At 59.9% G+C, this 23617-nt stretch carries 22 protein-coding genes and 1 tRNA gene; 18 read left to right on the top strand and 5 right to left on the bottom strand.

The features are described from left to right. The first annotated feature begins 46 nt into the window (after window positions 1-46). The 9 genes from mutM (at window position 47) to V7Q10_RS04340 (ending at window position 10878) form a co-directional block, all read left to right on the top strand. Window positions 47-886, top strand: a complete 840-nt coding sequence (gene mutM, locus V7Q10_RS04380) for a bifunctional DNA-formamidopyrimidine glycosylase/DNA-(apurinic or apyrimidinic site) lyase (protein ID WP_333867832.1) — start codon at window positions 47-49, stop codon at window positions 884-886. Window positions 887-909: 23 nt separating this feature from the next. Continuing rightward, window positions 910-1683, top strand: coding sequence for an enoyl-CoA hydratase (locus V7Q10_RS04375; protein ID WP_333867831.1), 774 nt, complete (start codon window positions 910-912; stop codon window positions 1681-1683). Window positions 1684-1831: 148 nt separating this feature from the next. Continuing rightward, window positions 1832-2107 (top strand): 30S ribosomal protein S20, encoded by a 276-nt coding sequence (gene rpsT, locus V7Q10_RS04370; RefSeq protein WP_333867830.1) that lies wholly within the window; start codon window positions 1832-1834, stop codon window positions 2105-2107. A 588-nt stretch (window positions 2108-2695) separates the two neighbouring features. Then, window positions 2696-4054 carry a chromosomal replication initiator protein DnaA gene (dnaA, locus tag V7Q10_RS04365; RefSeq protein WP_333867829.1) on the top strand — a complete coding sequence of 453 codons (1359 nt, stop codon included), beginning with the start codon at window positions 2696-2698 and terminating at the stop codon, window positions 4052-4054. 120 nt (window positions 4055-4174) lie between these two features. Next, the gene (gene dnaN, locus V7Q10_RS04360) at window positions 4175-5293 is read left to right on the top strand and encodes a DNA polymerase III subunit beta (protein WP_333867828.1); all 1119 of its coding nucleotides are present in this window, start codon (window positions 4175-4177) and stop codon (window positions 5291-5293) included. 66 nt (window positions 5294-5359) lie between these two features. Continuing rightward, window positions 5360-6454 carry a DNA replication/repair protein RecF gene (gene recF, locus V7Q10_RS04355; protein ID WP_333867843.1) on the top strand — a complete coding sequence of 365 codons (1095 nt, stop codon included), beginning with the start codon at window positions 5360-5362 and terminating at the stop codon, window positions 6452-6454. Then, window positions 6451-7071 carry a LysE family translocator gene (locus tag V7Q10_RS04350; protein ID WP_333867827.1) on the top strand — a complete coding sequence of 207 codons (621 nt, stop codon included), beginning with the start codon at window positions 6451-6453 and terminating at the stop codon, window positions 7069-7071. The genes recF and V7Q10_RS04350 overlap by 4 nt, the downstream gene beginning before the upstream one ends. An 81-nt stretch (window positions 7072-7152) precedes the next feature. Continuing rightward, window positions 7153-9603 (top strand): DNA topoisomerase (ATP-hydrolyzing) subunit B, encoded by a 2451-nt coding sequence (gyrB, locus tag V7Q10_RS04345; protein ID WP_333867826.1) that lies wholly within the window; start codon window positions 7153-7155, stop codon window positions 9601-9603. A gap of 171 nt (window positions 9604-9774) precedes the next feature. Next, a complete protein-coding gene (locus V7Q10_RS04340; RefSeq protein ID WP_333867825.1) occupies window positions 9775-10878 on the top strand; it encodes an MFS transporter in 1104 nt (367 codons plus the stop codon). Here the strand turns inward: V7Q10_RS04340 and V7Q10_RS04335 are convergent. The 3 genes from V7Q10_RS04335 to V7Q10_RS04325 form a co-directional block, all read right to left on the bottom strand. Continuing rightward, window positions 10875-11609 carry a metallophosphoesterase gene (locus tag V7Q10_RS04335; RefSeq protein WP_333867824.1) on the bottom strand — a complete coding sequence of 245 codons (735 nt, stop codon included), beginning with the start codon at window positions 11607-11609 and terminating at the stop codon, window positions 10875-10877. The two genes, V7Q10_RS04340 and V7Q10_RS04335, sit on opposite strands and share 4 nt — an antisense overlap. A 90-nt stretch (window positions 11610-11699) precedes the next feature. Next, entirely contained in the window at window positions 11700-13295 is a 1596-nt protein-coding gene (serA, locus tag V7Q10_RS04330) for a phosphoglycerate dehydrogenase (protein WP_333867823.1), read from the bottom strand. Window positions 13296-13382: 87 nt separating this feature from the next. Beyond that, window positions 13383-14531 (bottom strand): phosphoserine transaminase, encoded by a 1149-nt coding sequence (locus V7Q10_RS04325; RefSeq protein WP_333867822.1) that lies wholly within the window; start codon window positions 14529-14531, stop codon window positions 13383-13385. Between the two features lie 153 nt (window positions 14532-14684). On the opposite strand from V7Q10_RS04325, the gene serB reads away from it, so the two are divergent. Next, window positions 14685-15560, top strand: coding sequence for a phosphoserine phosphatase SerB (gene serB, locus V7Q10_RS04320; RefSeq protein WP_333867821.1), 876 nt, complete (start codon window positions 14685-14687; stop codon window positions 15558-15560). A 93-nt stretch (window positions 15561-15653) separates the two neighbouring features. Next, window positions 15654-16415, top strand: coding sequence for a TSUP family transporter (locus V7Q10_RS04315; protein WP_333867820.1), 762 nt, complete (start codon window positions 15654-15656; stop codon window positions 16413-16415). Here V7Q10_RS04315 and zapE read toward each other — a convergent pair. Then, entirely contained in the window at window positions 16412-17497 is a 1086-nt protein-coding gene (gene zapE, locus V7Q10_RS04310; RefSeq protein ID WP_333867819.1) for a cell division protein ZapE, read from the bottom strand. The two genes, V7Q10_RS04315 and zapE, sit on opposite strands and share 4 nt — an antisense overlap. A gap of 92 nt (window positions 17498-17589) precedes the next feature. On the opposite strand from zapE, the gene V7Q10_RS04305 reads away from it, so the two are divergent. Next, window positions 17590-18843 carry a DNA polymerase IV gene (locus V7Q10_RS04305; RefSeq protein ID WP_333867818.1) on the top strand — a complete coding sequence of 418 codons (1254 nt, stop codon included), beginning with the start codon at window positions 17590-17592 and terminating at the stop codon, window positions 18841-18843. Here V7Q10_RS04305 and V7Q10_RS04300 read toward each other — a convergent pair whose 3' ends face one another. Continuing rightward, window positions 18844-19662 carry an N-formylglutamate amidohydrolase gene (locus V7Q10_RS04300; RefSeq protein WP_333867842.1) on the bottom strand — a complete coding sequence of 273 codons (819 nt, stop codon included), beginning with the start codon at window positions 19660-19662 and terminating at the stop codon, window positions 18844-18846. It lies immediately after the preceding gene. Between the two features lie 179 nt (window positions 19663-19841). On the opposite strand from V7Q10_RS04300, the gene V7Q10_RS04295 reads away from it, so the two are divergent. The 6 genes from V7Q10_RS04295 (at window position 19842) to petB (ending at window position 23614) form a co-directional block, all read left to right on the top strand. Next, window positions 19842-19916: transfer RNA gene (locus V7Q10_RS04295), tRNA-Val, on the top strand. Window positions 19917-19985: 69 nt separating this feature from the next. After that, on the top strand, window positions 19986-20111 hold the full coding sequence (gene ykgO, locus V7Q10_RS04290; protein ID WP_333867817.1) for a type B 50S ribosomal protein L36: 126 nt from the start codon (window positions 19986-19988) through the stop codon (window positions 20109-20111). 74 nt (window positions 20112-20185) lie between these two features. Beyond that, the gene (locus V7Q10_RS04285) at window positions 20186-20806 is read left to right on the top strand and encodes an FMN-binding negative transcriptional regulator (RefSeq protein WP_333867816.1); all 621 of its coding nucleotides are present in this window, start codon (window positions 20186-20188) and stop codon (window positions 20804-20806) included. Window positions 20807-20870: 64 nt separating this feature from the next. Then, a complete protein-coding gene (locus V7Q10_RS04280; protein ID WP_333867815.1) occupies window positions 20871-21479 on the top strand; it encodes a glutathione S-transferase family protein in 609 nt (202 codons plus the stop codon). A gap of 248 nt (window positions 21480-21727) precedes the next feature. Then, window positions 21728-22288 (top strand): ubiquinol-cytochrome c reductase iron-sulfur subunit, encoded by a 561-nt coding sequence (gene petA / locus V7Q10_RS04275; protein WP_333867814.1) that lies wholly within the window; start codon window positions 21728-21730, stop codon window positions 22286-22288. Window positions 22289-22300: 12 nt separating this feature from the next. Continuing rightward, window positions 22301-23614: a cytochrome b gene (petB, locus tag V7Q10_RS04270; RefSeq protein ID WP_333867813.1), complete on the top strand. Its 1314-nt coding sequence runs from the start codon at window positions 22301-22303 to the stop codon at window positions 23612-23614. Window positions 23615-23617 lie beyond the last annotated feature (3 nt).

The following is a 23617-nucleotide window of genomic DNA, read 5'->3' as shown; positions in this document are numbered from 1 at the left end:
CTGCTATCGGTTCCGCCTCAATGCGCCGATCTGTCCAAGGGGCCATATGCCTGAATTACCCGAAGTTGAAACCGTCCGCCGTGGTCTTTTGCCTGCAATGGAAGGGCGTTTGATTGAACGCGCCGAGGTCAATCGGCCTGATCTGCGCTGGCCTTTGCCAGAGCGGATGGCCGAACGGCTGACCGGCGCGCGGGTGATCACGCTGCGGCGGCGGTCGAAATATATTCTTGCCGACCTTTCAACCGGCGAGACCTTGCTTATTCATTTAGGCATGTCGGGGCGGATGCTGGTTTCGGGCATCCGCTTGGGCGATTTCGTTTTTGAACATGCGGCGCCTGAAAAGCACGATCATGTGGTGCTGCATCTGGAAGGCGGTGCGCGGGTGACCTTTAACGATGCGCGGCGTTTTGGCGCGATGGATCTTTTGCCCACCGCGACGGCCGAGGCACATCCGCTGTTGGCGCAGATCGGGCCCGAGCCTTTGGGCAATGCTTTCAACGAAGGCTATCTGGCCGCGCGGCTGGCGGGGCGCAACACGCCGATCAAATCGGCGCTGCTTGATCAGCATCTGGTCGCGGGTCTGGGCAATATCTACGTCTGCGAGGTGCTGTTTCGCGCTGGCCTCGCACCAACCCGCCGCGCCGGTGATATCAAAGATGCCGCAGCCCTTGTGCCGATCATCCGCGAGGTTTTGACCGAGGCGATCGAGGCTGGCGGATCATCTTTGCGCGATTATCGCCAGACCGACGGCGCCTTGGGCTATTTTCAAAAGGCCTTTGCCGTCTATGGTCGCGAAGGCGCGCCCTGCGTCACCTGTGCCACCCCGATTGCCCGCATCACCCAATCGGGAAGGTCGTCGTTTTACTGCCCCCGCTGCCAAACCTAACCCTGTCCTGCAAAGGAAACCGCATGTACGCAACAATTTTGGTCGAGATCAAAGACCACGTCGCCCTTATTCGCCTGAACCGCCCCGAGGCGCTGAACGCGCTGAATGCGCAGATGATGCAGGATCTGGCCGCGGCGCTGCGGGCGGCTGATGCCGATCCTGCCGTGCGCTGCATTGTGCTGACAGGGTCGGAAAAGGCCTTTGCGGCGGGTGCCGATATTAAGGAAATGGCAACCCAAAGCTTTGCCGATATGTTCAGCCGCAACACCTTTGCCGCCGAAGTCGCGGTGATCGAAGCCATTCGCAAACCCATGGTCGCCGCCGTTGCAGGCTTTGCTTTGGGCGGGGGATGCGAGCTTGCGATGATGTGCGATTTCATCCTTGCCGCCGATACCGCGAAATTTGGCCAGCCCGAGATTAACCTTGGCATCATCGCCGGTCTGGGCGGCACGCAGCGGCTGACGCGGCTGGTGGGGGCTGCAAAGTCGATGGAGATGCATCTGACCGGCCGGATGATGGATGCCACCGAGGCCGAACGCGCGGGGCTTGTCAGTCGGGTGATCCCTGCTGCCGATCTGATCGACGAGGCGCTTAAAACCGCAGCCAAAATCGCTGCGAAATCGCAAATCGCGGTGATGGCGGCGAAAGAATCGGTCAACCGCGCCGCCGAGACCACACTGCGCGAAGGCCTGATCTTTGAGCGCCGCCTGTTCCACGCGCTGTTTGCAACCCAAGATCAGGCCGAAGGCATGGCGGCTTTTATCGAAAAGCGGCCGCCAAACTTTCAAGATTGCTAGGAAATCTGTTTCCTTCTGCGAAAACTTGCCTTAAGGGGTGCCCTTACATGCGTGTGGGCCCGCTTTGGCAAGAATCATCCCTTCATCTTTGAGGGGGCCTTGGGGCTTTTGCGCGACAAAATTAAACCGACCCTAAGGATACACAACCATGGCAAATACTGCCCAGTCCAAAAAGCGCGTTCGCCAGACCGAAGCGCGCACCGATGTGAACAAAGCCCGCCGTTCGCGCATCCGCACCTTCCTGCGTAAAGTCGAAGAAGCATTGGCTTCCGGCAACCAAGACGCTGCCGTCTTGGCTTTGAAGAACGCACAGCCAGAACTGGCACGCGGCGTCACCAAAGGCGTTATGCACAAGAACACCGTGTCGCGCAAAATCTCGCGCTTGGCATCGCGCGTCAAAGCGCTGGGCACCCCTGCTGCCTAAGCCGTTAACCGAATCATAAATCATAAGGGCGCAGCTGACCGGCTGCGCCCTTATGCATTTCCAGCCTCAGTTCGGGCCAGAATCGGTCTGGCGCTGCATCAAAGCGTTATGCTTAACAAGTCAGCATACCCTTTTGAGAGTGCGGTTTCGGCGGTATTTTTGCAGAGCAAGTGGCCGATTTACACAGGGCAAAAGATTCTCTGAAACAAACCTCTGTCAAGCAACAAGATCGGTTGCGGCGCGGTAGATCCGCTTGCTAATTTGACCAAGCGATTCAATTTGCCCGTGTGGCAGAGTCGCTGTTTTTGATCATAATGACAGCCCGAAACTGCCAAACAGGCTGAATTTATGTGAAAAATAAGGATGTTAGGCTGTTTTCACTGAAGACTGCTGTTGGGGTAAATGGTGCTGGGCTTCGATCTGCGAGGTCTGGAAAGTCTGTTGTGTGTGACAGTCGCGAAATGGTGCTTGAACATGCAAGGGTGCTGCGCCCTTGTGCTGTGGCCCAAAGTAGTTGCGAAACTTGGACGTAGAAAATTAGAGGTGCCAACAGGGTCAAACCTGAAAAGGCGCTTGGGGACGTTAAGAATGACAAACGAGGCCTGGTGCAGGGTACGCGAGACGCTTGCGACGCGGATCGGTAAAAACAATTACACCAGCTGGATCGAGCCGCTGCACCTGACAGCGCTTGAAGATGGCATTGCGCACTTTGATGTGCCGACAACTTTCTTTGGAGATTGGGTGTCGCGCAATTTCTCGGACCATATCCTTGCCCTGCTGAATGCCGAGGGGCATCCGGTTGGCCGCGCCGAGTTTAGCGTTCCGGCACAGGCCACCGTGCAGATTGCGCCAAAGCCCGTGACGTCAAAGCCCGCACGCGTGACCGCCCGCCGCAACGACGAAGATCTGCCGGGCGCCTCGCTTGATAGCCGCTTTACCTTTGACAGCTTTGTGGTCGGCAAGCCAAACGAGCTGGCCCATGCCGCTGCGCGCCGCGTTGCCGAAGGCGGGCCCGTTACCTTCAACCCGCTGTTTCTTTATGGCGGCGTTGGCTTGGGCAAGACCCACCTGATGCATGCGATTGCGCATGAAATTCAAATCCGTCAGCCGCATCTGCGTGTGCTGTATCTTTCGGCCGAGCAGTTCATGTACCGTTTTGTGCAAGCTTTGCGCGAACGTCAGATCATGGACTTCAAAGAGATTTTCCGCTCGGTTGACGTTCTGATGGTTGATGATGTGCAATTCATCGCAGGCAAGGATTCCACGCAAGAAGAATTCTTTCACACCTTCAACGCGCTGGTGGATCAGAACAAACAGATCGTTATCTCGGCCGACCGCGCTCCGGGTGAGATCAAGGATCTGGAAGATCGGATCAAATCGCGGATGCAATGCGGCTTGGTGGTTGACCTGCATCCGACCGATTATGAACTGCGCTTGGGGATTTTGCAGCAAAAGGCCGAAATCTATATGGCCCAATACAAGGGCCTGCATATTTCTGCCGGGGTGCTAGAGTTTCTGGCGCATCGCATCACCACCAACGTGCGGGTGCTGGAAGGTGCTTTGACCCGCCTGTTTGCCTTTGCGTCTCTGGTTGGTCGGGAAATCACCCTTGATCTGGCGCAAGATTGTCTGGCCGATATTCTGCGCGCTTCGGATCGCAAGCTGACCATCGAAGAGATTCAGCGCAAAGTGGCCGAGCATTACAACATCCGCCTGTCGGATATGATCGGGCCGAAACGTCTGCGCAATATCGCGCGGCCGCGTCAGGTGGCGATGTATTTGGCCAAGCAATTGACGCCGCGCTCGCTTCCCGAAATCGGGCGGCGCTTTGGTGGGCGCGACCATACCACGATCATTCACGGTGTGCGCAAAATCGAAGAGCTGATGACATCTGATTCGCAGCTTAACGACGATTTACAGCTGCTGCGGCGTCTGCTGCAATCGTAAGGTGGTATGGCGGGCTTGACGGGCCGCCTATTCGCCACCAAAGTCCCGAAAAGACTTGTGAACCGGTGGAAATCGGGTAGTTTCGACCTCCCTGTTATGGGGTCGGCAAGGGGAATGAAAATGAAGATCAGCATCGAACGCAGCACCCTTCTTAAGGCGCTGGCACAGGCCCAGTCGGTGGTCGAGCGCCGCAACACCATTCCAATTCTAGCCAATGTGCTGATCGAGGCCGAGGGCGATACCGTATCGTTCCGCGCCACCGATCTCGATATCGAAGTGGTTGATCGCGCCTCTGCCATGGTCGAGCGCGCTGGGGCCACCACGGTTTCGGCGGTGATGCTGCACGAGATCGTACGCAAGCTGCCTGATGGCGCGCTTGTGGCGCTGACCGATGATCCGGCCTCGGGGCGCTTGACCATCGCCGCGGGGCGGTCGAACTTTAACCTTGCCACCTTGCCGAAAGAAGATTTTCCGGTGATGGCAACTTCGGAATATTCCTCGAACTTTTCAGCCCCTGCGCCCGTGCTGCGCCGGTTGTTTGACAAGGCGAAATTTGCGATCTCGACCGAAGAGACCCGCTATTACCTGAACGGCGTTTATATGCATGTCTCGACCGGCGATGTCGGGGCGGTTCTGCGCTGCGTGGCGACCGATGGCCACCGCTTGGCGCGTATTGACGCGCCGCTGCCCGAGGGGGCACAGGGCATGCCAGGCGTGATCGTGCCGCGCAAAACGGTGAACGAGCTGAAAAAGCTGCTGGACGATGACAGCGCCGAGATCGCGGTTTCGGTATCGGAGACGAAAGTGCGCTTTGCCACGCCACAGATCACCCTGACCTCGAAGGTGATCGACGGCACCTTCCCCGATTACACCCGGGTTATTCCGACCGGCAACACCCGCCGCTTGGAAGTGGATGCGACCGAATTTGCCAAGGCGGTTGACCGCGTGGCGACGGTGTCTTCGGAACGCTCGCGCGCGGTGAAACTGAGCTTGGACGAAGACCGGCTGGTGCTGTCGGTCAATGCGCCAGATTCAGGGGCGGCCGAGGAAACGCTTGCGGTGGCCTATTCGGACGAACATCTGGAGATCGGCTTTAACGCGAAATATTTGCTGGAAATTGCCAGCCAGGTTGATCGCGAGAATGCGGTGTTTTTGTTTAACTCTTCGGCCGATCCGACCTTGATGCGCGAAGGCAATGACACCTCGGCGGTCTATGTTGTGATGCCGATGCGCGTCTAAGCCCACGCCGGGGGGCTCGCCCCCCGGACCCCCGAGGATATTTACGCCAAGATGAAAGGGGAAAGCGTGGGCGGCTTGGCCATCACATCGCTGAACCTATCGCATTTTCGCAGCCATCAGGCGGCGAGGATCGAATTTGACGGCCGGCCTGTGGCGATTGTCGGGGCGAATGGGGCTGGCAAGACCAATATTTTGGAAGCGGTTTCGCTGTTGTCACCGGGGCGTGGCATGCGGCGGGCGGCGACGGATGAGATTGCACGGCGGCCGGAAAACATCGGCTGGAAGATTTCTGCAGGCATCCATGGCTTTGGCGCCGCGCATAGCATCGAGACTTGGGCCGAGGCGGGGGAAAGCCGTGCCTTGCGGATTGACGATAAGGCAGCACCTCAATCTGCGTTGGGGCGGATCACAAGGGTGTTGTGGCTGGTGCCCGCGATGGATCGTTTGTGGATTGAGGCGGCCGAGGGGCGGCGGCGGTTTTTGGACCGCATGACGCTGTCTTTTGCGCCTGACCATGCAGAGGCGGTTTTGGCTTATGAAAAAGCCATGCGCGACCGTAACCGATTGTTGAAAGATCAGGTGAGCGATCCGCATTGGTATGCAGCGCTTGAGGCGCAGATGGTGCAGGCGGGGACACAGATTGAGGCCAACCGCCAGCTGGCTTTGGCGCGACTGGCGGCGGCGCAAGAGGGGGCGGAGACGTTGTTTCCGCGGGCGGATCTGGCTTTGACCGGGCCGGAGGGCGAGGCCGCCATGGAGGATCTGGCGCAGGCTCTGGCACAGAACCGGCGCCGCGATATGGCGGCGGGGCGCACCTTGGTGGGGCCGCACCGCGCTGATCTGACGGCGGTCTATGTGGCCAAGGGCGCGCGGGCGGATCAATGTTCGACCGGCGAGCAGAAGGCTTTGTTGATCAGCCTGATCTTGGCCAATGCCCGCGCGCTGGCCGCGGATCTGGGGGCGGCGCCGGTTTTGTTGTTGGATGAGGTGGCAGCCCATCTTGACCCGGCGCGGCGCGCGGCGCTTTATGACGAGCTTTGTGCCTTGGGGGCGCAGGCGCTGATGACGGGCACTGAGGCCTCGCTTTTTGAGCATCTTGGCAAGCGCGCGCAAACCCTTACAGTCGCCGAAAACCACGGCAGTTCGAGGATCACCGCATGACCATCACGCTTCATGAGATTCTGCTTTATGCGGGTGGGTCGGTTTTGTTGTGGATGGTGCCGGGGCCGGTTTGGGTGGCGCTGACGGCGCGGGCCTTGTCGGGCGGTTTTGCAAGCGCTTGGCCCTTGGCGATTGGGGTTGCCTTGGGCGATCTGCTGTGGCCGCTGACTGCGATCTTTGGGCTGACCTGGATCCTGTCGGTCTATGGCGATTTTCTGCATCTGCTGCGGCTTTTGGCGGCGGTGATTTTTGTGGTCATGGGGGTGCTGTTGATCCGCAAACCGGCGGCGGCCCCCAGTGCAGACAGCCGTATGACCAAGCCTGGGATGTGGGCGGGATTTATGGTGGGCGTGGCGGCAGTGATTGGCAACCCAAAGGCGATCTTGTTCTATATGGGTGTTTTGCCAGGGTTTTTCGATCTTAGCCGCGTGCAGGGCTGGGATATTGTTGCGATTTTATTGGTCTCTGCCATCGTGCCGATGCTGGGAAACCTGTGCCTTGCGCTGTTTCTGGATCGGGCGCGACAATTGCTGTCTTCGCCCCGCAGCATCCGCCGGCTTAATCTGGTTTCGGGCACACTGCTGATCGGGGTTGGAGCGGTGATTTCCCTGACTTAACCGCTAAATCTTGTGTCGAAGGCGTGACAATCCCCCTTTGAAACGTTATAAATTCATAGCAATTCAAGGGGTGCAGAGCACATGGCCAATGAGCCCAATAAGCCAGAATCTTATGGCGCCGATTCTATCAAAGTTCTCAGAGGCTTAGAGGCTGTTCGCAAGCGTCCTGGCATGTATATCGGCGATACCGATGATGGCTCGGGTCTGCACCATATGGTTTACGAAGTTGTCGATAACGGCATCGACGAGGCGCTGGCGGGCCATGCAACGGCAGTAAATGTGAAAATTCACGCCGACAGCTCGGTTTCGGTGCGTGACAACGGTCGCGGCATCCCTGTCGACATCCACAAGGAAGAGGGCGTCTCGGCGGCAGAAGTCATCATGACCCAGCTGCATGCCGGCGGTAAGTTCAACAACACCGATGATTCCGGCAATGCCTATAAGGTTTCGGGCGGTTTGCACGGCGTGGGTGTTTCGGTTGTGAACGCCTTGTCGGAATGGCTGGAGCTGACGGTTTGGCGCAACGACATCGAATATAACGCGCGTTTTGAGCATGGCGAATGCGTCACCCATGTGCATGAGGTTGGCCCTGCCCCGGGCCAGCGCGGTACCCAAGTGCGCTTTCTTGCCTCGGCTAAGACCAACCATGCTGAAGGCACCTTCTCGAACCTAGAGTTCAGCTTTAAGACGCTGGAAAACCGCCTGCGCGAATTGGCGTTTTTGAACTCGGGTGTGCGGATCATCGTGGAAGACGAACGCCCCGCTGAGCCCCTGCGGACCGAGCTGTTCTACGAGGGCGGCGTGCGCGAATATGTGAAATATATCGACCGCTCGAAAACCTCGATCATGGCAGAGCCGATCTATATGATCGGCGAGCGCAACGGCATCACCGTTGAAGTCGCGATGTGGTGGAACGACAGCTACAATGAAATGGTGCTGCCCTTTACCAACAATATCCCGCAGCGCGACGGCGGCACCCACCTTGCGGGCATGCGCGGTGCGCTGACCCGCACGATCAACGCCTATGCGCAGTCTTCGGGCATTGCGAAGAAAGAAAAGGTCGATTTCACCGGCGACGATGCACGCGAAGGTCTGACCTGCGTGTTGTCGGTCAAAGTGCCGGACCCGAAATTCTCGTCCCAGACCAAAGACAAGCTGGTGTCTTCCGAAGTGCGCCCGGCGGTTGAAAATCTGGTGAACGAAAAGCTGTCGGAATGGTTTGAAGAAAACCCCGCCAATGCCAAGATCATCGTCGGCAAGATCGTTGAGGCCGCCTTGGCCCGCGAAGCCGCACGTAAGGCGCGCGAATTGACGCGGCGCAAATCGGCGCTGGATGTGTCGAACCTGCCCGGAAAGCTGGCTGATTGTCAGGAAAAAGATGCCTCCAAGGCCGAGCTTTTCCTGGTCGAGGGCGATTCGGCTGGTGGATCGGCGAAACAGGGGCGCTCGCGGTCAAACCAAGCGGTGCTGCCGCTGCGGGGTAAGATCCTGAACGTCGAGCGCGCGCGCTTTGACCGGATGCTGGCCAGCCAAGAGATCGGCACGCTGATCACGGCAATGGGCACCGGCATTGGTCGCGACGAGTTCAATCTGGCCAAGCTGCGCTATCACAAGATCATCATCATGACCGATGCTGACGTTGACGGCGCGCATATTCGCACCCTGCTGTTGACCTTTTTCTTCCGGCAAATGCCGCAGCTGATCGAGGCGGGCTTTCTTTATATCGCGCAGCCGCCGCTTTATAAGGTCGCGCGTGGCAAGTCCGAGGTTTACCTGAAAGACCAAGCTGCCTTGGAAGATTACCTGATCGAGATGGGCGTAGACGGCGCCGTTCTGCGTCTGCCGACGGGTGAGGAAATCGCCGGCGCCGATCTGGCGCGGGTGGTGGAAGGCGCGCGGCAGTTCCGCCGCATTCTGGATGCTTTCCCAACGCATTATCCACGCGGCATTCTGGAACAGGCAGCCCTTGCCGGTGCCTTTGACGCCGAAAGTCTGGGTGGGGATTTGCAGGGCGTTGCCGATACCGTGGCCAAGCGTCTGAACCTGATCGCTGCCGAATACGAAAAAGGCTGGACAGGCCGCATCACCCAAGATCACGGCATCCGCCTGTCGCGGGTGCTGCGCGGTGTCGAGGAATTGCGCACGCTGGACGGTGCTGTGCTACGCTCGGGCGAGGCGCGGCGTTTGGCAGCCGTGTCCAAGGACACCCGCGGCCATTACCGCGACCCTGCCCGCCTGATCCGCAAAGACCGCGAACAGATGGTACATGGCCCGATCGAGTTGTTGAAATCGGTGCTGGCCGAGGGCGAAAAAGGCCTGTCGCTGCAACGCTATAAAGGTTTGGGCGAGATGAACCCCGAACAGCTGTGGGAAACCACGCTTGACCCCGAGGCGCGCACCCTGCTTCAGGTGAAAATCGACGATCTGGCCGAGGCCGACGACATCTTCACCAAACTGATGGGCGATGTGGTGGAACCCCGCCGCGAGTTCATTCAAGCCAATGCGCTTTCAGTGGAACATCTGGACGCCTAAGATCTGCATCGACGATTTGCACACTTTGGGCGCATCGCACAGACAGCTGCGATGCGCCCAAAGCGTTGCTTTCTTGGGCAAGACATTCGCCAAGATTCTGCTCTATACAGCAAGCCGTTGACAGGGACGCGCGGGCAGTGGAGAGCTTGCGCGTCGCAGACAGGAGCCCATATGCGCGCGTTGATGAGAACCCATGCGGCGCTGCTCTGTGTCGGCGTTTTAACCTTTATTTTGATGGGCGCGGGGCAGTCGCTCTATGGGCCTGCCTTGCCGGTCTATGCCCGCGCTTATGACATCGGTTTGGGCACGGCGGGGCTCTTGGTTTCGGCACATTGGATCGGCTGCGCCTTTGGCGTTGGCGCGATGTTTGTCTGGGGGCGTTTTGTGACGCCGCGTGTGGTCGTGGTGCTGATGGCGCTGGGGGCAGCGCTTTTGGCCACTGGCGCGGGTTGGAGCGTGGCGCTGCTGGGCGGGCTGGTGTTTGGCGCAGGTTACGGTGCTGCAACGGTGGTGTTTAATCCGCGGATGCTGCGGGCCTTTGGGCCGCGTGGGCCTGCGATGGTTAGCCTGTTGAATGCAACCTTTGGCATTGGCGCGATTGGCGCGCCCTTGGTGTTTGTGGCGCTGGGCAATGATCCGGTGCTGGCCTTTGCGGTTTGTGCCGCACTTGCCGCCGCTTTGGCCTTGGCGGCTGGGGCTGCGGGCGGGGCAGAGGCGGTCAGCGCAAGCCAAGGCGCAACCGCTTTCAAACCACATTGGCCGATGCTGGGTTTTGCGCTGATCGCGATTGGCATCGAGGCCAGCGTGATCGGGCTTGGCCCTGCTGCGCTGATCAAGGCGGGCGAGAGCGAAACCCATGCAGCGCAATGGCTTTCAGCGTTTTTTCTGGCCTTTCTGGCGGCGCGGGTCAGTTTAAGTTTTGTGGCGCATGTGTTGCCGTCTTTCACCCTGTTCACGCTGGCAATGGCGGGGGCAAGCCTGTCTTGCCTTGGCGCGGCGGCATTGGCTGCGGGGCCTTGTTTTGTGGCGCTGGGCTTTTTTGCGGGGATGTTTTTCCCAACCGGATATGTCACCGCCAGCCATAAGATGGGCGATCACCCTTGGGTGGCGCCTGCGATCATCTCGGCGGGTTTGGCGGGGGGTATTGCGCTGCCGCTTCTGGTCGCGCCCTTTCTGGTGGCCTTGGGTGCGCATGGTTTTTTTTGGCTGGGGAGCGCTGTGACAGCGGCGCTGACGCTGCTGGCGCTGGCCAATCTGCGGGCGATGAACCGCTAGGCCTGCGGAAGCAGGGGGTGGCGCTGGCCGTCTTTGAGATGAAACACCTGCCGGCCTTCCAGCACCACCACCGAAAGCGGGCCGCCGTAGGCCGCACTCGAGTCGATGTTCAGCCGATTGCCATAATGGGTGGGCGCATCGATGGCGGTGTGGCCATGCACGATCAAGGCGCCGTGATCGCGGGTATCATCCAGAAAGTCGTGACGAATCCAGGTCAGATCGTCTTCGGTCTGATCGGCAAAGGCGACGCCGGGGCGGATGCCTGCGTGGCAAAACAACACCTCGCCGCGCTGAAAGCTGGTGGGCAGAGCGTGCAGAAAATCGCGATGCGCTTGCGGTACGGCAGCGATGGCGTCGCGGTGGACCGGGGCAATCGGACGGTCAGAGGCGTTTTGCACCCCATATGAGGCCAGCGTCGCGCCGCCGCCAATGCGCGGATGCAGATAGCTGAGATCACTGCGCAGGCGCGGGTCTTGCGCCGCTGGGTCGGTGAGAAACAGGCTGAACAGCCGGTCGTGGTTGCCTTTGAGCACCACCCAATCTTGGCCCGCGGCAATGCCCTGTGACAGATAGTCGATCACGCCGCGGCTGTTGGCACCGCGATCGACCAGATCGCCGATATGCACCACGGGGGCGGGGCCGTGTTGGGCGATATCAGCCGCGATCCAAGCGTGGACCTGCTGCAAGAGATCAAGATGGCCGTGGATATCACCGATGGCATAGGTTCTCATGGCTTTGGCCTTTATGCAAAGCGCGGGGGGCTTCACGCCCCCCGCACCCCCCGTGGGATATTTACGCCAAGATGAAAGTGCAAGTGACGTTTAGGCGACGTCGAATTGCAGCGCCTTGACCGATTGGAACATGCCGGTGGATTCCAGCGTGTCGATGACTTTGGTGTCAAGCGCTTGATCAAGGTAGAGGATGGCGATGGCGTCTTGGCCGACGCCCGAGCGGCCGAGGGTAAAGTTGGCGATGTTGACGCCGTTTTTGCCCATGGTCATGCCCAAGAGGCCGATGATGCCGGGGACGTCTTCGTTGGTGGTATAGAGCATATGTTCGCCGATTTCGGCGTCGATATTGATGCCCTTGATCTGGATGAAGCGGGGTTTTTCATCCGAGAAACAGGTGCCGGCGACCGAGCGCTCGCGTTGATCGGTGACCATGGTGACTTTGATATAGGCGTCGAAGGTGCCGGTTTTATCTTGGCGGGTGGTCGAGATTTGGATGCCTTTGTCTTTGGCCACGATCGGGGCTGAGACCAGATTTACATCTGGGTTTTGGGTTTTCAGCACGCCCGCGATCACCGCAGAGTTGAGGGCTGCAAGGTTCATCTCGGCGACCGAGCCATCGTAGAGGATGTTGATGGCCTTGATCGGCTCTTCGGTCATTTGGCCGATGAAGGCGCCCAGATGGCTGGCGAGTTTGATCCAAGGCCCCATCACGGCGGCTTCTTCGGCGGTGACATTGGGCATGTTCAGCGCGTTTTGCACAGCGCCCGTCAGCAGATAATCGGACATTTGTTCGGCCACTTGCAGGGCGACGTTTTCCTGCGCTTCGGTGGTGGCAGCGCCAAGGTGTGGGGTGCAGACCACATTGGGCAGGTTGAACAGCGGGTTTTCGGTGGCGGGTTCGACTTCGAACACATCCAGAGCGGCGGCTGCGACATGGCCCGAGGTCAGGGCGGCGGCCAAGGCTTTTTCGTCGATCAGACCGCCACGGGCGCAGTTGATGATGCGCACGCCCTTTTTGGTTTTGGCGATGTTTTCGGCCGAAAGGATATTGCGGGTCTTATCGGTCAGCGGCACATGCAGGGTGATGAAATCGGCGCGCGCCAGCAGCTCGTCAAGCTCGACCTTGGTGACGCCAAGGGTTTTTGCCCGCTCTTCCGACAAGAAGGGGTCATAGGCCACGACCTTCATATGCAGACCGATGGCACGATCACAGACGATGCCGCCGATATTGCCAGCGCCGATCACGCCGAGGGTTTTGTTGTAAAGCTCAACCCCCATGAATTTCGACTTTTCCCATTTGCCGGCATGGGTGGAGGCATTGGCTTCGGGCAGTTGGCGGGCGGCGGCGAACATCATGGCGATGGCATGTTCGGCGGTGGTGATCGAGTTGCCGAACGGCGTGTTCATCACGATCACGCCTTTTTTCGAGGCCGCTGGAATGTCGACGTTATCGACGCCGATACCAGCGCGGCCGATCACTTTCAGGCGGGTCGCGGCGGCCAGCAGTTTTTCGGTGGCTTTGGTGGCCGAACGGATGGCAAGACCGTCATATTGGTCGATGATCGCGGCCAGCGCGTCTTTGTCTTTGCCAAGCTTGGGCATGTAATCGACCTCGACGCCCCGGTCGCGGAAGATTTGAACGGCGGTTTCAGAAAGTTCGTCGGAAACAAGAACGCGAGGAGCCATGAGACTATCCTTTGAAATGGGGGAGAGGTGGCGGGGATGGCCCGCCTGATGGGTTGGAAGGATCGGGGGCTGCCCCCGACCGATCATTTAAGCTTGGGCTGCGATCTCAGCCTGAAACGCATGCGCGAGCCAAGGCATCAGCGCCGCCACATCGGCGGTTTCCACCGTCGAGCCGCACCAGATCCGCAGGCCCGCAGGCGCGTCGCGATAGGCGCCGATGTCATAGGCGACCTCGGCCTTTTCCAGCCGCTTGGCGACGGCCTTGGCAAAAGCTGCGCCGTCTTTGATGCGGGGATCGTTGAACTTAAGGCAAACGCTGGTGGTCGAGGCGATTTCAGCCGTCTCGGCCAGATTTTGCAGCCATGGGTTCTGCGCGCAGAAATCCCAGACCACTTGCGCATTGGCGGTGGCGCGGTCGACCAGACCCTGAAGCCCGCCCACCGATTTCGCCCATTTCAGCGAGACCAGATAATCTTCAACCGCCAGCATCGACGGCGTGTTGATGGTTTCGCCAACAAAAATCCCCTCGATCAGCTTGCCCTTCGAGGTCATGCGGAAAATCTTTGGCAGCGGCCAAGCGGGGGTATAGGTTTCCAGCCGCTCGACAGCGCGCGGCGACAGGATGATCATGCCATGCGCCCCTTCACCGCCCAGCACTTTTTGCCAAGAGAAAGTGGTGACATCCAGCTTCGACCAATCAAGCTGCATCGCGAAGGCCGCCGAGGTGGCGTCGCAGATGGTCAGGCCTTGGCGATCGGCGGGGATCAGGTCGGCGTTCGGCAGGCGGCAGCCCGAGGTGGTGCCGTTCCAGGTGAACACAACGTCAGAATTGAAATCTACGGTCGCAAGATCGACGATCTGACCATAGGGGGCGATTTTCACTTTCGCGTCCAGCTTCAGCTGTTTGACGACATCGGTGACCCAGCCTTCGCCAAAGCTTTCCCAAGCCAGCATCTCGACCGGACGCGCGCCCAAAAGCGACCACATCGCCATTTCGACAGCGCCGGTGTCCGAACCCGGCACGATGCCGATGCGGTAATCATCGGGCAGGCCCAGAATTTCGCGGGTCAGGTCAATGGCTTCGCGCAGCTTGGCCTTGCCAACGGTTGCGCGGTGCGAGCGGCCCAAGGGCGCATCGCCAAGCATATCAAGGGTGTAATGGGGGATTTTGGCGCAGGGGCCGGACGAAAAACGTGGATTCGCCGGGCGCGTTGCCGGAGCGGATAGATCAGCCATAGTATCCTCACAGATATTTGCCCTTCGTTGGGGAAGGGTGTCCCACTGCGGGGGTTACGCTTGGATCGCGGCTGGCACAAGCCGGAAAAGCGCGGTATTGCGGCGCATCGCGTGCGATTTGCGACGCATGCCTCCACTATCGGAAACTTGCCCATGTTTATTGCCACATTACTGACCAACCCCGCCCGCCCTGTGCTTGACCGTGTCACAGTGGAAAGCCTGCGCAATGCTTGGGGCGGCGGCGATGCGCTGTGGCTCGACCCCGGCGTGGCAGCAGAATTTCCGCTGCAGGCGATGCCTGCGAATCGTTGGGATGTCTGGCAGGGTCTGCAGGGCATCGGCGTGGATCTGGCGATCCAAGCCGCAGCGGGGCGGCGCAAACAGTTGCTGATCGCCGATATGGACAGCACGATGATCCAACAGGAATGCATCGACGAGCTGGCCGATGAAGCAGGCGTTGGCGCGCGTGTAGCAGGGATCACTGCGCGGGCGATGAACGGCGAGCTGGATTTCGAGGAGGCGCTGCGCGAACGGGTCGGCCTGCTGAAAGGCCTGCCCGAGGCGGTGATAGCAACCGTCATTCGCGACCGCATCACGCTGATGCCGGGGGGCAAGACCTTGGTCGCGACGATGAAGGCCAATGGCGGCACCGCAGCGCTGGTTTCGGGCGGCTTTACCGCCTTTACCGCGGCGATTGCGGCGGTCTTGGGCTTTGACGAAAACCGCGCCAATACTTTGCAGATTGAGGCAGGCGTTCTGACCGGCACCGTGGCCACGCCGATCTTGGGGCGGGCGGCCAAGGTGCAGGCCTTGCAAGAGATCTCGGCCCGCTTGGGGATCACCCCGGATCAGGCGATTGCGGTGGGCGATGGTGCCAATGATCTGGGCATGTTGGGGCTGGCAGGTGCGGGGGTGGCGCTGCATGCCAAGCCCAGCGTGCAGGCCGAATGCGATCTGCGAATCAACCACGGCGATCTGACAGCGCTTTTATATCTGCAAGGCTATGCGCGCGAAGCCTTCGTCGCCTAATGCGCTGGTTTATCTTGGCGAAATAGGCTTTGTGATCTTGGCGTCTGCTGCGCGACAGATCAGACCGCCTGCCCCTTTCTTTGGAGAGCTGCAATGTTCGAAATTGCCACCCATCTTGTTGTGCTTTTGGTCTGTGCGGCGTTTTTGGCGGGCTTTGTCGATGCCATTGCGGGTGGTGGTGGCCTGATCACGGTTCCGGTGCTGCTGCTGGCGGGGGCCTCGCCGATCGAGGCTTTGGCGACCAATAAACTGCAAGGCAGTTTTGGCGCGGCGACAGCCGTGGTCAGCTATGCCCGCGCGGGCCATGTGAAACCCTTGCAACAATTGGGCATGGCGGCGGTGGCGGGGCTGGCGGGGGCGGGGGGCGCGATGGTGGCGCATCTGATGCCCGCCGATACCTTGCGCATCATCATGCCGGTGGTGCTGGTGGCGGTGGCGCTGTTCTTCGCCCTGAAACCCGGATTGACCGATGCCGACCGCATTCAGCGGATCAAACCGGCGGTTTTCACCTTTACCGCCGTGCCGATGGTTGCGGCCTATGACGGCTTTTTCGGCCCCGGTGCTGGCAGCTTTTATATGCTGGGCTTTGTCATGCTGGCGGGCTTTGGCGTGTTGAAAGCCACCGCCCATACCAAGATGCTGAACTTTGCCTCGAACTTTGGCAGCCTTTTGGTCTTTGCCGCAGGCGGCGGTATTTGGTGGGGCGTTGGCCTTGCGATGGCAGCCGCGCAGATCGCAGGTGCGTCCTTGGGCGCGAAACTTGCGATGCGGATCGGGGCGCGGCTGATCAAACCGCTGCTGGTGGTCACCTCGACCGCGCTGGCGCTGCGATTGCTGTGGCAGGTCTGGGGCTAGGCCTCTTCGCCCCAATCCGCGCCCTGCATCTCGCGCAGACGCGAAGCGGTGCGTTCGAATTCAAAGCTGCCGGTGCCTTCAGAGTAAAGCCGTTCCGGCTCGTCAGCGGCCGAGATGATCAGCCGGGTTTTCGCCTCGTATAAGGCGTCGATCAGCGTCACAAAGCGCTTGGCCTCGTTGTAATTGCTGGCAGAAAGCTGCGGCACATCTTCCAAGATCAGCACCCGCACCGCTGCCGCAATCGCCAGAAAATCGGCAGGGCCAAGCGGTTTGGCGCAAAGATCCCAAAAGCTGGCGCGGCCGATGCCATTGGCAAAGCGCGGCAGTTCCGTGCTGCGGTTGTTGACGGTCAGGCGCAACGGCGTGCCGGCGGCATTGCCGGTCAGGTCAGACCAGATCGCGCTGATCGCCGCGCGCGCCGTGCCTGCGGGGTGAAAATAGGTTTGCGCGCCGGTCAGACGGTGCTGGCGATAATCTTCGCGGCTCTCAATCTCGACCACATTCAGCCGATCATTCAGCACCGCAATAAACGGCAGGAACAGCGCCCGGTTCAGGCCGTTCTTGTACAAATCTTCCGGTGGCCGGTTTGAGGTGACAACAATCACAACCCCCGCCGCCAATAGCTTTTCAAACAGCCGCCCAACGATCATCGCATCGGTGATATCGGTGATCTGCATCTCGTCAAAGGCCAGCAGCCGCAGATCGCGGGTCAGGGCCGCAGCCACAGGCGCAAGCGCATCGTCCACACCGGTTTGGCGCGCCACATGCAGGGCGTGGTGCAGTTCTTGCATAAAGGCATGGAAATGCACGCGGCGTTTCTGAGTGATCTCGGTCTGCTGAAAGAACAGATCCATCAGCATCGACTTGCCCCGCCCGACCCCGCCCCAAAGGTAAAGCCCCTTTGGCGGCACAACCGGCTTGGCAAACAGGCCCGCAAACAGACCAACCTTGCGCGCCGCGTTTTGTTCAAGCCAAAGCCGCAAACCTTCCAGCGCAGGCAAAAGCGCGCGCTGGCCTGCGTCGGGGCGCAGGGCTCCGGCAGCGGTTTGGGCGTCGTAATGCTCGGTCAATGTCATTCGCATACTGTTGTATACCGCGCGGCAAGGCTTGGGGAAAGGGCTCTGACGGGTTAAACACAATAGACTTGGCCAGCAGGCAAGCGCATAATTGCGCCATGCCCGCGCTGTGCCGAGAGTGTCTGACCCAATTTGATGCCGGAACGCGCTGCCCCAAGTGCCGCTCGCCGCGGGTGATGTCGCATCCCGAGCTTTGGGATCTCAGCATCGCGCATATGGATTGCGACGCCTTCTATGCCAGCGTGGAAAAGCGCGACAATCCTGATCTGCGCGACAAGGCGGTGATCGTTGGCGGTGGCACGCGGGGCGTGGTCTCGACCTGTTGTTATTTGGCGCGCATTCATGGCGTGCGCTCGGCGATGCCGATGTTTCAGGCGCTGCGGCTTTGCCCGCAAGCGGTGGTCGTGAAACCAAGGATGAGCGTTTATGTCGAGGTCAGCCGTGCCATTCGCGCGCTGATGGAGGTGCTGACCCCCGCGATTGAACCCTTGTCGCTGGACGAGGCGTTTTTGGATCTGACCGGCACCGCCCGCCTGCACGGCGCGCCGCCTGCGGTGATGTTGGCGCGGTTGGTGCGGGATATGGAGACCGATCTGGGCGTGTCAGGTTCGGTCGGGCTGTCGCATAATAAGTTTCTGGCCAAAATCGCCTCGGACCTCGACAAGCCACGCGGGTTTTCGGTGATTGGTCGCGCCGAGACCGAGGCGTTTTTGCGCCCAAAACCGGTGCGGATCATTTGGGGCGTCGGCACGGCGGCGCAAGCAAGCCTAGAGGCTGCGGGCATTCGCACCATCGCAGACCTGCTGCGCTGGGATCGTGTTGATCTGACCGCGCGCTTTGGCAGCATGGGCGACAGGCTTTGGCATCTGGCGCGGGGCCTGGACACGCGGCGGGTGATGCGGGATGAAAAGCTGAAGTCGATCAGCAAGGAAACCACGTTTTTCGAAGACACCTCGGACGCCGAGCTTTTGGACGGCCATCTGTGGCGCTTGGCCGAACAGGTTGCCGACCGCGCCAAGGCCAAGGGGCTGGCGGGGCGAACGGTCACGCTGAAGCTTAAGCGCTCGGATTTCCAACTGATCAGCCGTCGCCATAGCCTGACCGACCCGACGCAGCTGACCGACCGCATCTATCGCGCCGCCAAGGCGATGTTCGATCAAGCCAAGGTCAAAGCGCCGTTTCGGCTGATCGGGGTCGGCATCTCGGATCTGGCGGGCGAAGATCAGGCCGATCTGGACCGCGATCTGCTGGACCCACAGGCCGGCCAACGCGCAGCGGCAGAGCGGGCAACCGATGCGATTCGCGCAAGGTTCGGCAAGGATGCGATCCTGAAAGGCCGCGCGCTGCGCTGATTATTCGGCGGCCAGTTGCAGCGCCTGCCCTGTCACCCCGGCCATCACCCCGTTGATCAGCGCGCGAAACGCCTGAAAATCGGCGCGCGGGGTCAGGCTGGCTTCGTGCATATAAAGGCTGCGATCAATCTCGACCTGAATGGCGTGACGGCCCGCACTGGGGCGGCCATAGCTTTGGGTGACAAAGGCCCCGGCAAAGGGGGTGTTGCGCGCCACCCGCAGACCGGCTGCTACAAAAGCGGCCTCGACCCTGTCCATCACCTCCCGATTGGCAGAGGCACCGAATCGGTCGCCCAAAACGACCTCGGGACAGGCTTTACCCAAACGCGCGTGGCCCTCGATCGCCTCATGTGGCATCGAATGGCAATCAATCAGCGTCGCTTCACCAAAGCGGGCATGGGTATCATCCATCAGCTGACGCAAGGCGCGGTGATAGGGATGCCAAAACCGCGCAATCCGCGCCTCTGCCTCGGCCAGCGACAGCTTGCCACGATAAATCTGCCGACCGCCCGCCACAACGCGGGGAATCACCCCCAGCCCCGAAGAAACCCGCGGATTATGCGCCATGCGCGCCACCCCCGTGATCAGCGCAGGGTCCAATTCATCTGGCGCACGGTTTAAATCCAGATAGGCGCGCGGCACATCAGCCAAAAGCAACGGCGCGCCGAACAGGGGCGCATCGGCAAAAAGCTGATCGACAAAAGCGTCTTCCGAGGTGCGGATCAGATCGGCACTTAGCACCGACTGCTCAAGAAACGCAGGCGTATAGGCCCGCCCCGAATGCGGCGAGGCGAAAACAAAGGCGCTGCTTTGCCGCATGGGCGAAAGGATACGAAATACGTCAGACACGCCACACTCCTGTTCCTTTTCAATATAACGACAAAAAATCACTTACCGAAACCCCTTGAACAGCCCAGCGACTCTGTTTATAGCCCAGCCATCCGACGCGGTTCCGCCCGCGTCCTTTTCTTTAGGGCGCGCGGAATGGCAAGGTTTGTGGGCGGTTAGCTCAGCGGTAGAGCACTACGTTGACATCGTAGTGGCCACTGGTTCGATCCCAGTACCGCCCACCATTCATCGTCTTCGCAAGAAGACACAGATTTTAACTGGCGCGAAGACGCGCCGCGACAAGGGAGACAGCCATGAAGGTTGCAAACTCGCTCCGCTCGCTGAAGTCGCGTCACCGCGATTGCCAGGTCGTGCGCCGTAAAGGCCGCGTCTATGTAATCAACAAGACGCAAAAACGCTATAAGGCCCGTCAGGGTTGATTAGCTGTCAGCACGCGAAAGAATAGGCCGCCAAGAGCAATCTTCGGCGGCTTTTTCATGTCTTAGAGGATTCAATGCACCCCAACCCAGCCTTTCGCAGCGAAGATGAGGCCGCAAACCTGAAGTTTGCCGCCGAGCGTGGCTTTGGCATGCTGACCGCAGGCGGGGCCGAGGGGCCCTTGGCTGCGCATGTGCCGTTTTTGCTGGAAACCGGCCACGCCGATCTGCATCTGGCGCGGTCCAACGCCTTGGGACGGGCGGTGATGGCGGCGGGGCGCTTGCCCGCGATCATCGCGGTGTCGGGGCCAGATTGCTATATCTCGCCCGATTGGTACGGCACCCCAGATCAGGTGCCGACCTGGAACTATGTCGCAGTGCATCTGCGCGGTGTGCTGGAACCTTTGCCCGAGACCGCATTGCAGCGGATCGTGGACGCGGTCTCGGCGCATCACGAGGCGCGGCTTTTGCCCAAGACACCTTGGGTCTCGACCAAGATGAGCGCTGGCGTAATGGAACGGATGCTGCGGATGATTCTGCCGTTTCGGCTGCATCTGACCGGGGTTGAGGGCACGTGGAAGCTTAACCAGAACAAACCCGCCGAGGTGCGTGCAGCCGCCGCAACCGTGCTGTCTGCGCGCAGCGATGCAGGCTCTCAAGCCATTGCGGCGCTGATGGCGGCACCGGCAAAGCCCTGAATAGGCGGTTGCAGTGGCGATGATTTCGGGCATTGATGCGGCAAAGTTTTGCAAAGGACACGCCATGAAGCTCTATTCGTCGCCCACCACCCCCTTTGGTCGGAAAATCTCGGTTCAAATCATCGAAGCCGGCCTGTCCGCGCAGGTGGAAACCGCAGCCGTCGCCGGATCGCCGCTGGATGTCGGCACGATGCCGGTGGACCGCAACCCTTTGGGCAAGATCCCCGCCTTGGAAACTCCCGATGGGGTGATCTATGACAGCCGCGTCATCAGCCGTTATCTGGACGATCTGTCGGGCAAGGGGTTTTATCCTGCCGCACCGCTGCTGTGGCGCAGCCTGACGCTAGAGGCCACCGCCGACGGCATTTTGGACGCCGCCGTGACCATGGCCTACGAGCTGCGCTTGCGGCCCGAGGCCATCCGCTTTGAGCAGTGGCTCGAGGGGCAATGGGCCAAAATCAGCCGTGCGCTGGATGCGATTGAGGCCGATTGGCTGGATCATCTGGCAGGCCCTGTGAGCATGGCGCAGATCGGCTTGGCGGTGGCGCTGGAATATCTGGATTTCCGCCATGACGCGCGCAACTGGCGTCAGGGTCGGCCAGAATTGGCGGCTTGGGCGGCTGAATTCTCTAAACGGCCAGCAATGATTGCGACAAAACCGCCCACAGCCTAAGGTTTTTTGCCGATTTACCGGATCTTAGTCACCCAAGTTTAGTCTAAATCCCGCCCAACTGGGCATAAATGTCGCCAGTTCAAGGCCGCAGCCGCATAATTCTAAGATTATGCGCCCCCTGCGCGCCTTTGACCGCTGGACGGGCGGGCCTTCCTTGGCTAAAACCCGCCGCATAAGGCTTTGGGCAACCGGAGTCTCATCTAATTATGGGTCGTCAGGTCTTGCGACCCCTGAAGGGAGAAGTTCTCGTGTCCCACGCAGACGATCAGACAGGAACCCGTCGGGATTTCCTGTATTATGCAACCGCCGGCGCTGGCGCTGTTGCGGCAGGCGCAGCGGTTTGGCCGCTGGTCAATCAGATGAACCCCTCGGCCGACACCCGCGCCTTGGCTTCGATCATGGTCGATGTCTCGGGCGTCGAAGTCGGCACGCAGATCACGGTGAAATGGCGCGGCAAGCCGGTTTTCGTGCGTCGTCGCAATCAGGCCGACATTGATCTGGCCCGTTCGGTGGCGCTGACCGATCTGGTCGACACCAATGCCGAAAACGCCAATATCGATGCTTCTGCTCAGGCCGAAGACAAGAACCGCACGCTGGACGAAGCCGGCGAGTGGTTGGTGATGATGGGCGTTTGCACCCACTTGGGCTGCGTGCCTTTGGGCGACGCTGGCGACTTTGGCGGCTGGTTCTGCCCCTGCCACGGCTCGCACTACGATTCGGCGGGCCGTATCCGCAAGGGCCCCGCACCGCGCAACCTTCCGGTTCCGGTCGCAAAGTTCGAAAACGAAACCACGATCAAGCTCGGATAAGGACAGAAAATTATGGCCGGAATTCCGCACGACCACTACGAGCCAAAGCCGGGTTTCCAAACCTGGCTGCACAAGCGTTTGCCGATCGTCAGCATTGCTTACGACACGCTGATGCTGCCAACACCAAAGAACCTGAACTGGATGTGGATCTGGGGCATCGTTCTTGCCTTCTGTCTGGGGCTTCAGATCATAACCGGCATCGTGCTGGTAATGCACTACACCCCGCATGTTGATCTGGCCTTCAGCTCGGTCGAACACATCATGCGCGACGTGAACGGCGGCTATATGCTGCGGTATTTGCACGCAAACGGCGCATCGCTGTTCTTCCTTGCCGTCTATCTGCACATCTTCCGCGGGCTTTACTACGGATCGTATAAAGCCCCGCGCGAAGTGACATGGATCATCGGCATGCTGATCTATCTGGCGATGATGGCGACCGGCTTTATGGGCTATGTTTTGCCTTGGGGTCAGATGTCGTTCTGGGGCGCTACCGTGATCACCGGCCTGTTTGGCGCGATCCCGGGCGTTGGTCCAAGCATTCAGGAATGGCTTTTGGGCGGCCCTGCCGTGGATAATGCCACGCTGAACCGCTTTTTCAGCTTGCACTACCTGCTGCCTTTCGTGATTGCAGCGCTGGTTGCACTGCACATCTGGGCCTTCCACACCACCGGCAACAACAACCCAACCGGTGTTGAAGTGCGCCGTGGCTCGAAAGAAGAAGCTGCGAAAGACACCCTGCCCTTCTGGCCTTACTTTGTGATCAAAGACCTGTTTGCTTTGGCTGTGGTTGTCACGATCTTCTTTGCGGTCGTGGGCTTTATGCCAAACTTCCTGGGTCACCCAGACAACTATATCGAAGCGAACGCGCTCTCGACTCCGGCGCATATCGTGCCTGAATGGTACTTCCTGCCGTTCTACGCGATTCTGCGGGCCTTCACCGCAGACGTCTGGATCGTGCAGCTGGTGCATTTCGTGACCTTTGGCATCGTTGACGCCAAGTTCTTTGGTGTGCTGGCGATGTTTGGTGCGATTGCGGTTATGGCTTTGGTGCCATGGCTGGATACATCTTCGGTGCGTTCGGGTCGCTTCCGTCCAAAATTCAAGGCTTGGTTCTATCTGCTCTGCATCGACTTTGTCGTGCTGATGTGGGTCGGTGCGATGCCAACCGACGGGATCTACCCCTATATCTCGCTGATCGCGTCGACCTATTGGTTCGCCTATTTCCTCGTGATCCTGCCGCTGCTGGGTGTGCTTGAAAAGCCCCTGCCGCAACCGGCTACGATCGAAGAAGACTTCAAATCGCACTACGCCGATCCGGCTGAGTGAGAG

This window comes from Cypionkella sp., from assembly GCF_036782355.1.
Classification (GTDB): Bacteria; Pseudomonadota; Alphaproteobacteria; order Rhodobacterales; family Rhodobacteraceae; genus Cypionkella.
Note: the sequence above shows the minus strand (reverse complement) of the source record. Positions and strands in the feature narration are given on the sequence as shown.

Excerpts from the sequence above, each read along its gene's own strand:
- rpsT (WP_333867830.1), top strand. The coding sequence starts at position 1,832 with ATGGCAAATACTGCCCAGTCCAAAAAGCGCGTTCGCCAGACCGAAGCG.
- zapE (WP_333867819.1), bottom strand. The coding sequence starts at position 17,497 with ATGCGAATGACATTGACCGAGCATTACGACGCCCAAACCGCTGCCGGA.
- V7Q10_RS04325 (WP_333867822.1), bottom strand. The coding sequence starts at position 14,531 with ATGGCTGATCTATCCGCTCCGGCAACGCGCCCGGCGAATCCACGTTTT.
- V7Q10_RS04315 (WP_333867820.1), top strand. The coding sequence starts at position 15,654 with ATGTTCGAAATTGCCACCCATCTTGTTGTGCTTTTGGTCTGTGCGGCG.
- V7Q10_RS04305 (WP_333867818.1), top strand. The coding sequence starts at position 17,590 with ATGCCCGCGCTGTGCCGAGAGTGTCTGACCCAATTTGATGCCGGAACG.
- V7Q10_RS04300 (WP_333867842.1), bottom strand. The coding sequence starts at position 19,662 with ATGCGGCAAAGCAGCGCCTTTGTTTTCGCCTCGCCGCATTCGGGGCGG.
- V7Q10_RS04375 (WP_333867831.1), top strand. The coding sequence starts at position 910 with ATGTACGCAACAATTTTGGTCGAGATCAAAGACCACGTCGCCCTTATT.
- dnaA (WP_333867829.1), top strand. The coding sequence starts at position 2,696 with ATGACAAACGAGGCCTGGTGCAGGGTACGCGAGACGCTTGCGACGCGG.
- ykgO (WP_333867817.1), top strand. The coding sequence starts at position 19,986 with ATGAAGGTTGCAAACTCGCTCCGCTCGCTGAAGTCGCGTCACCGCGAT.
- V7Q10_RS04280 (WP_333867815.1), top strand. The coding sequence starts at position 20,871 with ATGAAGCTCTATTCGTCGCCCACCACCCCCTTTGGTCGGAAAATCTCG.
- mutM (WP_333867832.1), top strand. The coding sequence starts at position 47 with ATGCCTGAATTACCCGAAGTTGAAACCGTCCGCCGTGGTCTTTTGCCT.
- V7Q10_RS04350 (WP_333867827.1), top strand. The coding sequence starts at position 6,451 with ATGACCATCACGCTTCATGAGATTCTGCTTTATGCGGGTGGGTCGGTT.
- dnaN (WP_333867828.1), top strand. The coding sequence starts at position 4,175 with ATGAAGATCAGCATCGAACGCAGCACCCTTCTTAAGGCGCTGGCACAG.
- serB (WP_333867821.1), top strand. The coding sequence starts at position 14,685 with ATGTTTATTGCCACATTACTGACCAACCCCGCCCGCCCTGTGCTTGAC.
- gyrB (WP_333867826.1), top strand. The coding sequence starts at position 7,153 with ATGGCCAATGAGCCCAATAAGCCAGAATCTTATGGCGCCGATTCTATC.
- V7Q10_RS04340 (WP_333867825.1), top strand. The coding sequence starts at position 9,775 with ATGCGCGCGTTGATGAGAACCCATGCGGCGCTGCTCTGTGTCGGCGTT.
- V7Q10_RS04285 (WP_333867816.1), top strand. The coding sequence starts at position 20,186 with ATGCACCCCAACCCAGCCTTTCGCAGCGAAGATGAGGCCGCAAACCTG.
- serA (WP_333867823.1), bottom strand. The coding sequence starts at position 13,295 with ATGGCTCCTCGCGTTCTTGTTTCCGACGAACTTTCTGAAACCGCCGTT.
- V7Q10_RS04335 (WP_333867824.1), bottom strand. The coding sequence starts at position 11,609 with ATGAGAACCTATGCCATCGGTGATATCCACGGCCATCTTGATCTCTTG.
- petB (WP_333867813.1), top strand. The coding sequence starts at position 22,301 with ATGGCCGGAATTCCGCACGACCACTACGAGCCAAAGCCGGGTTTCCAA.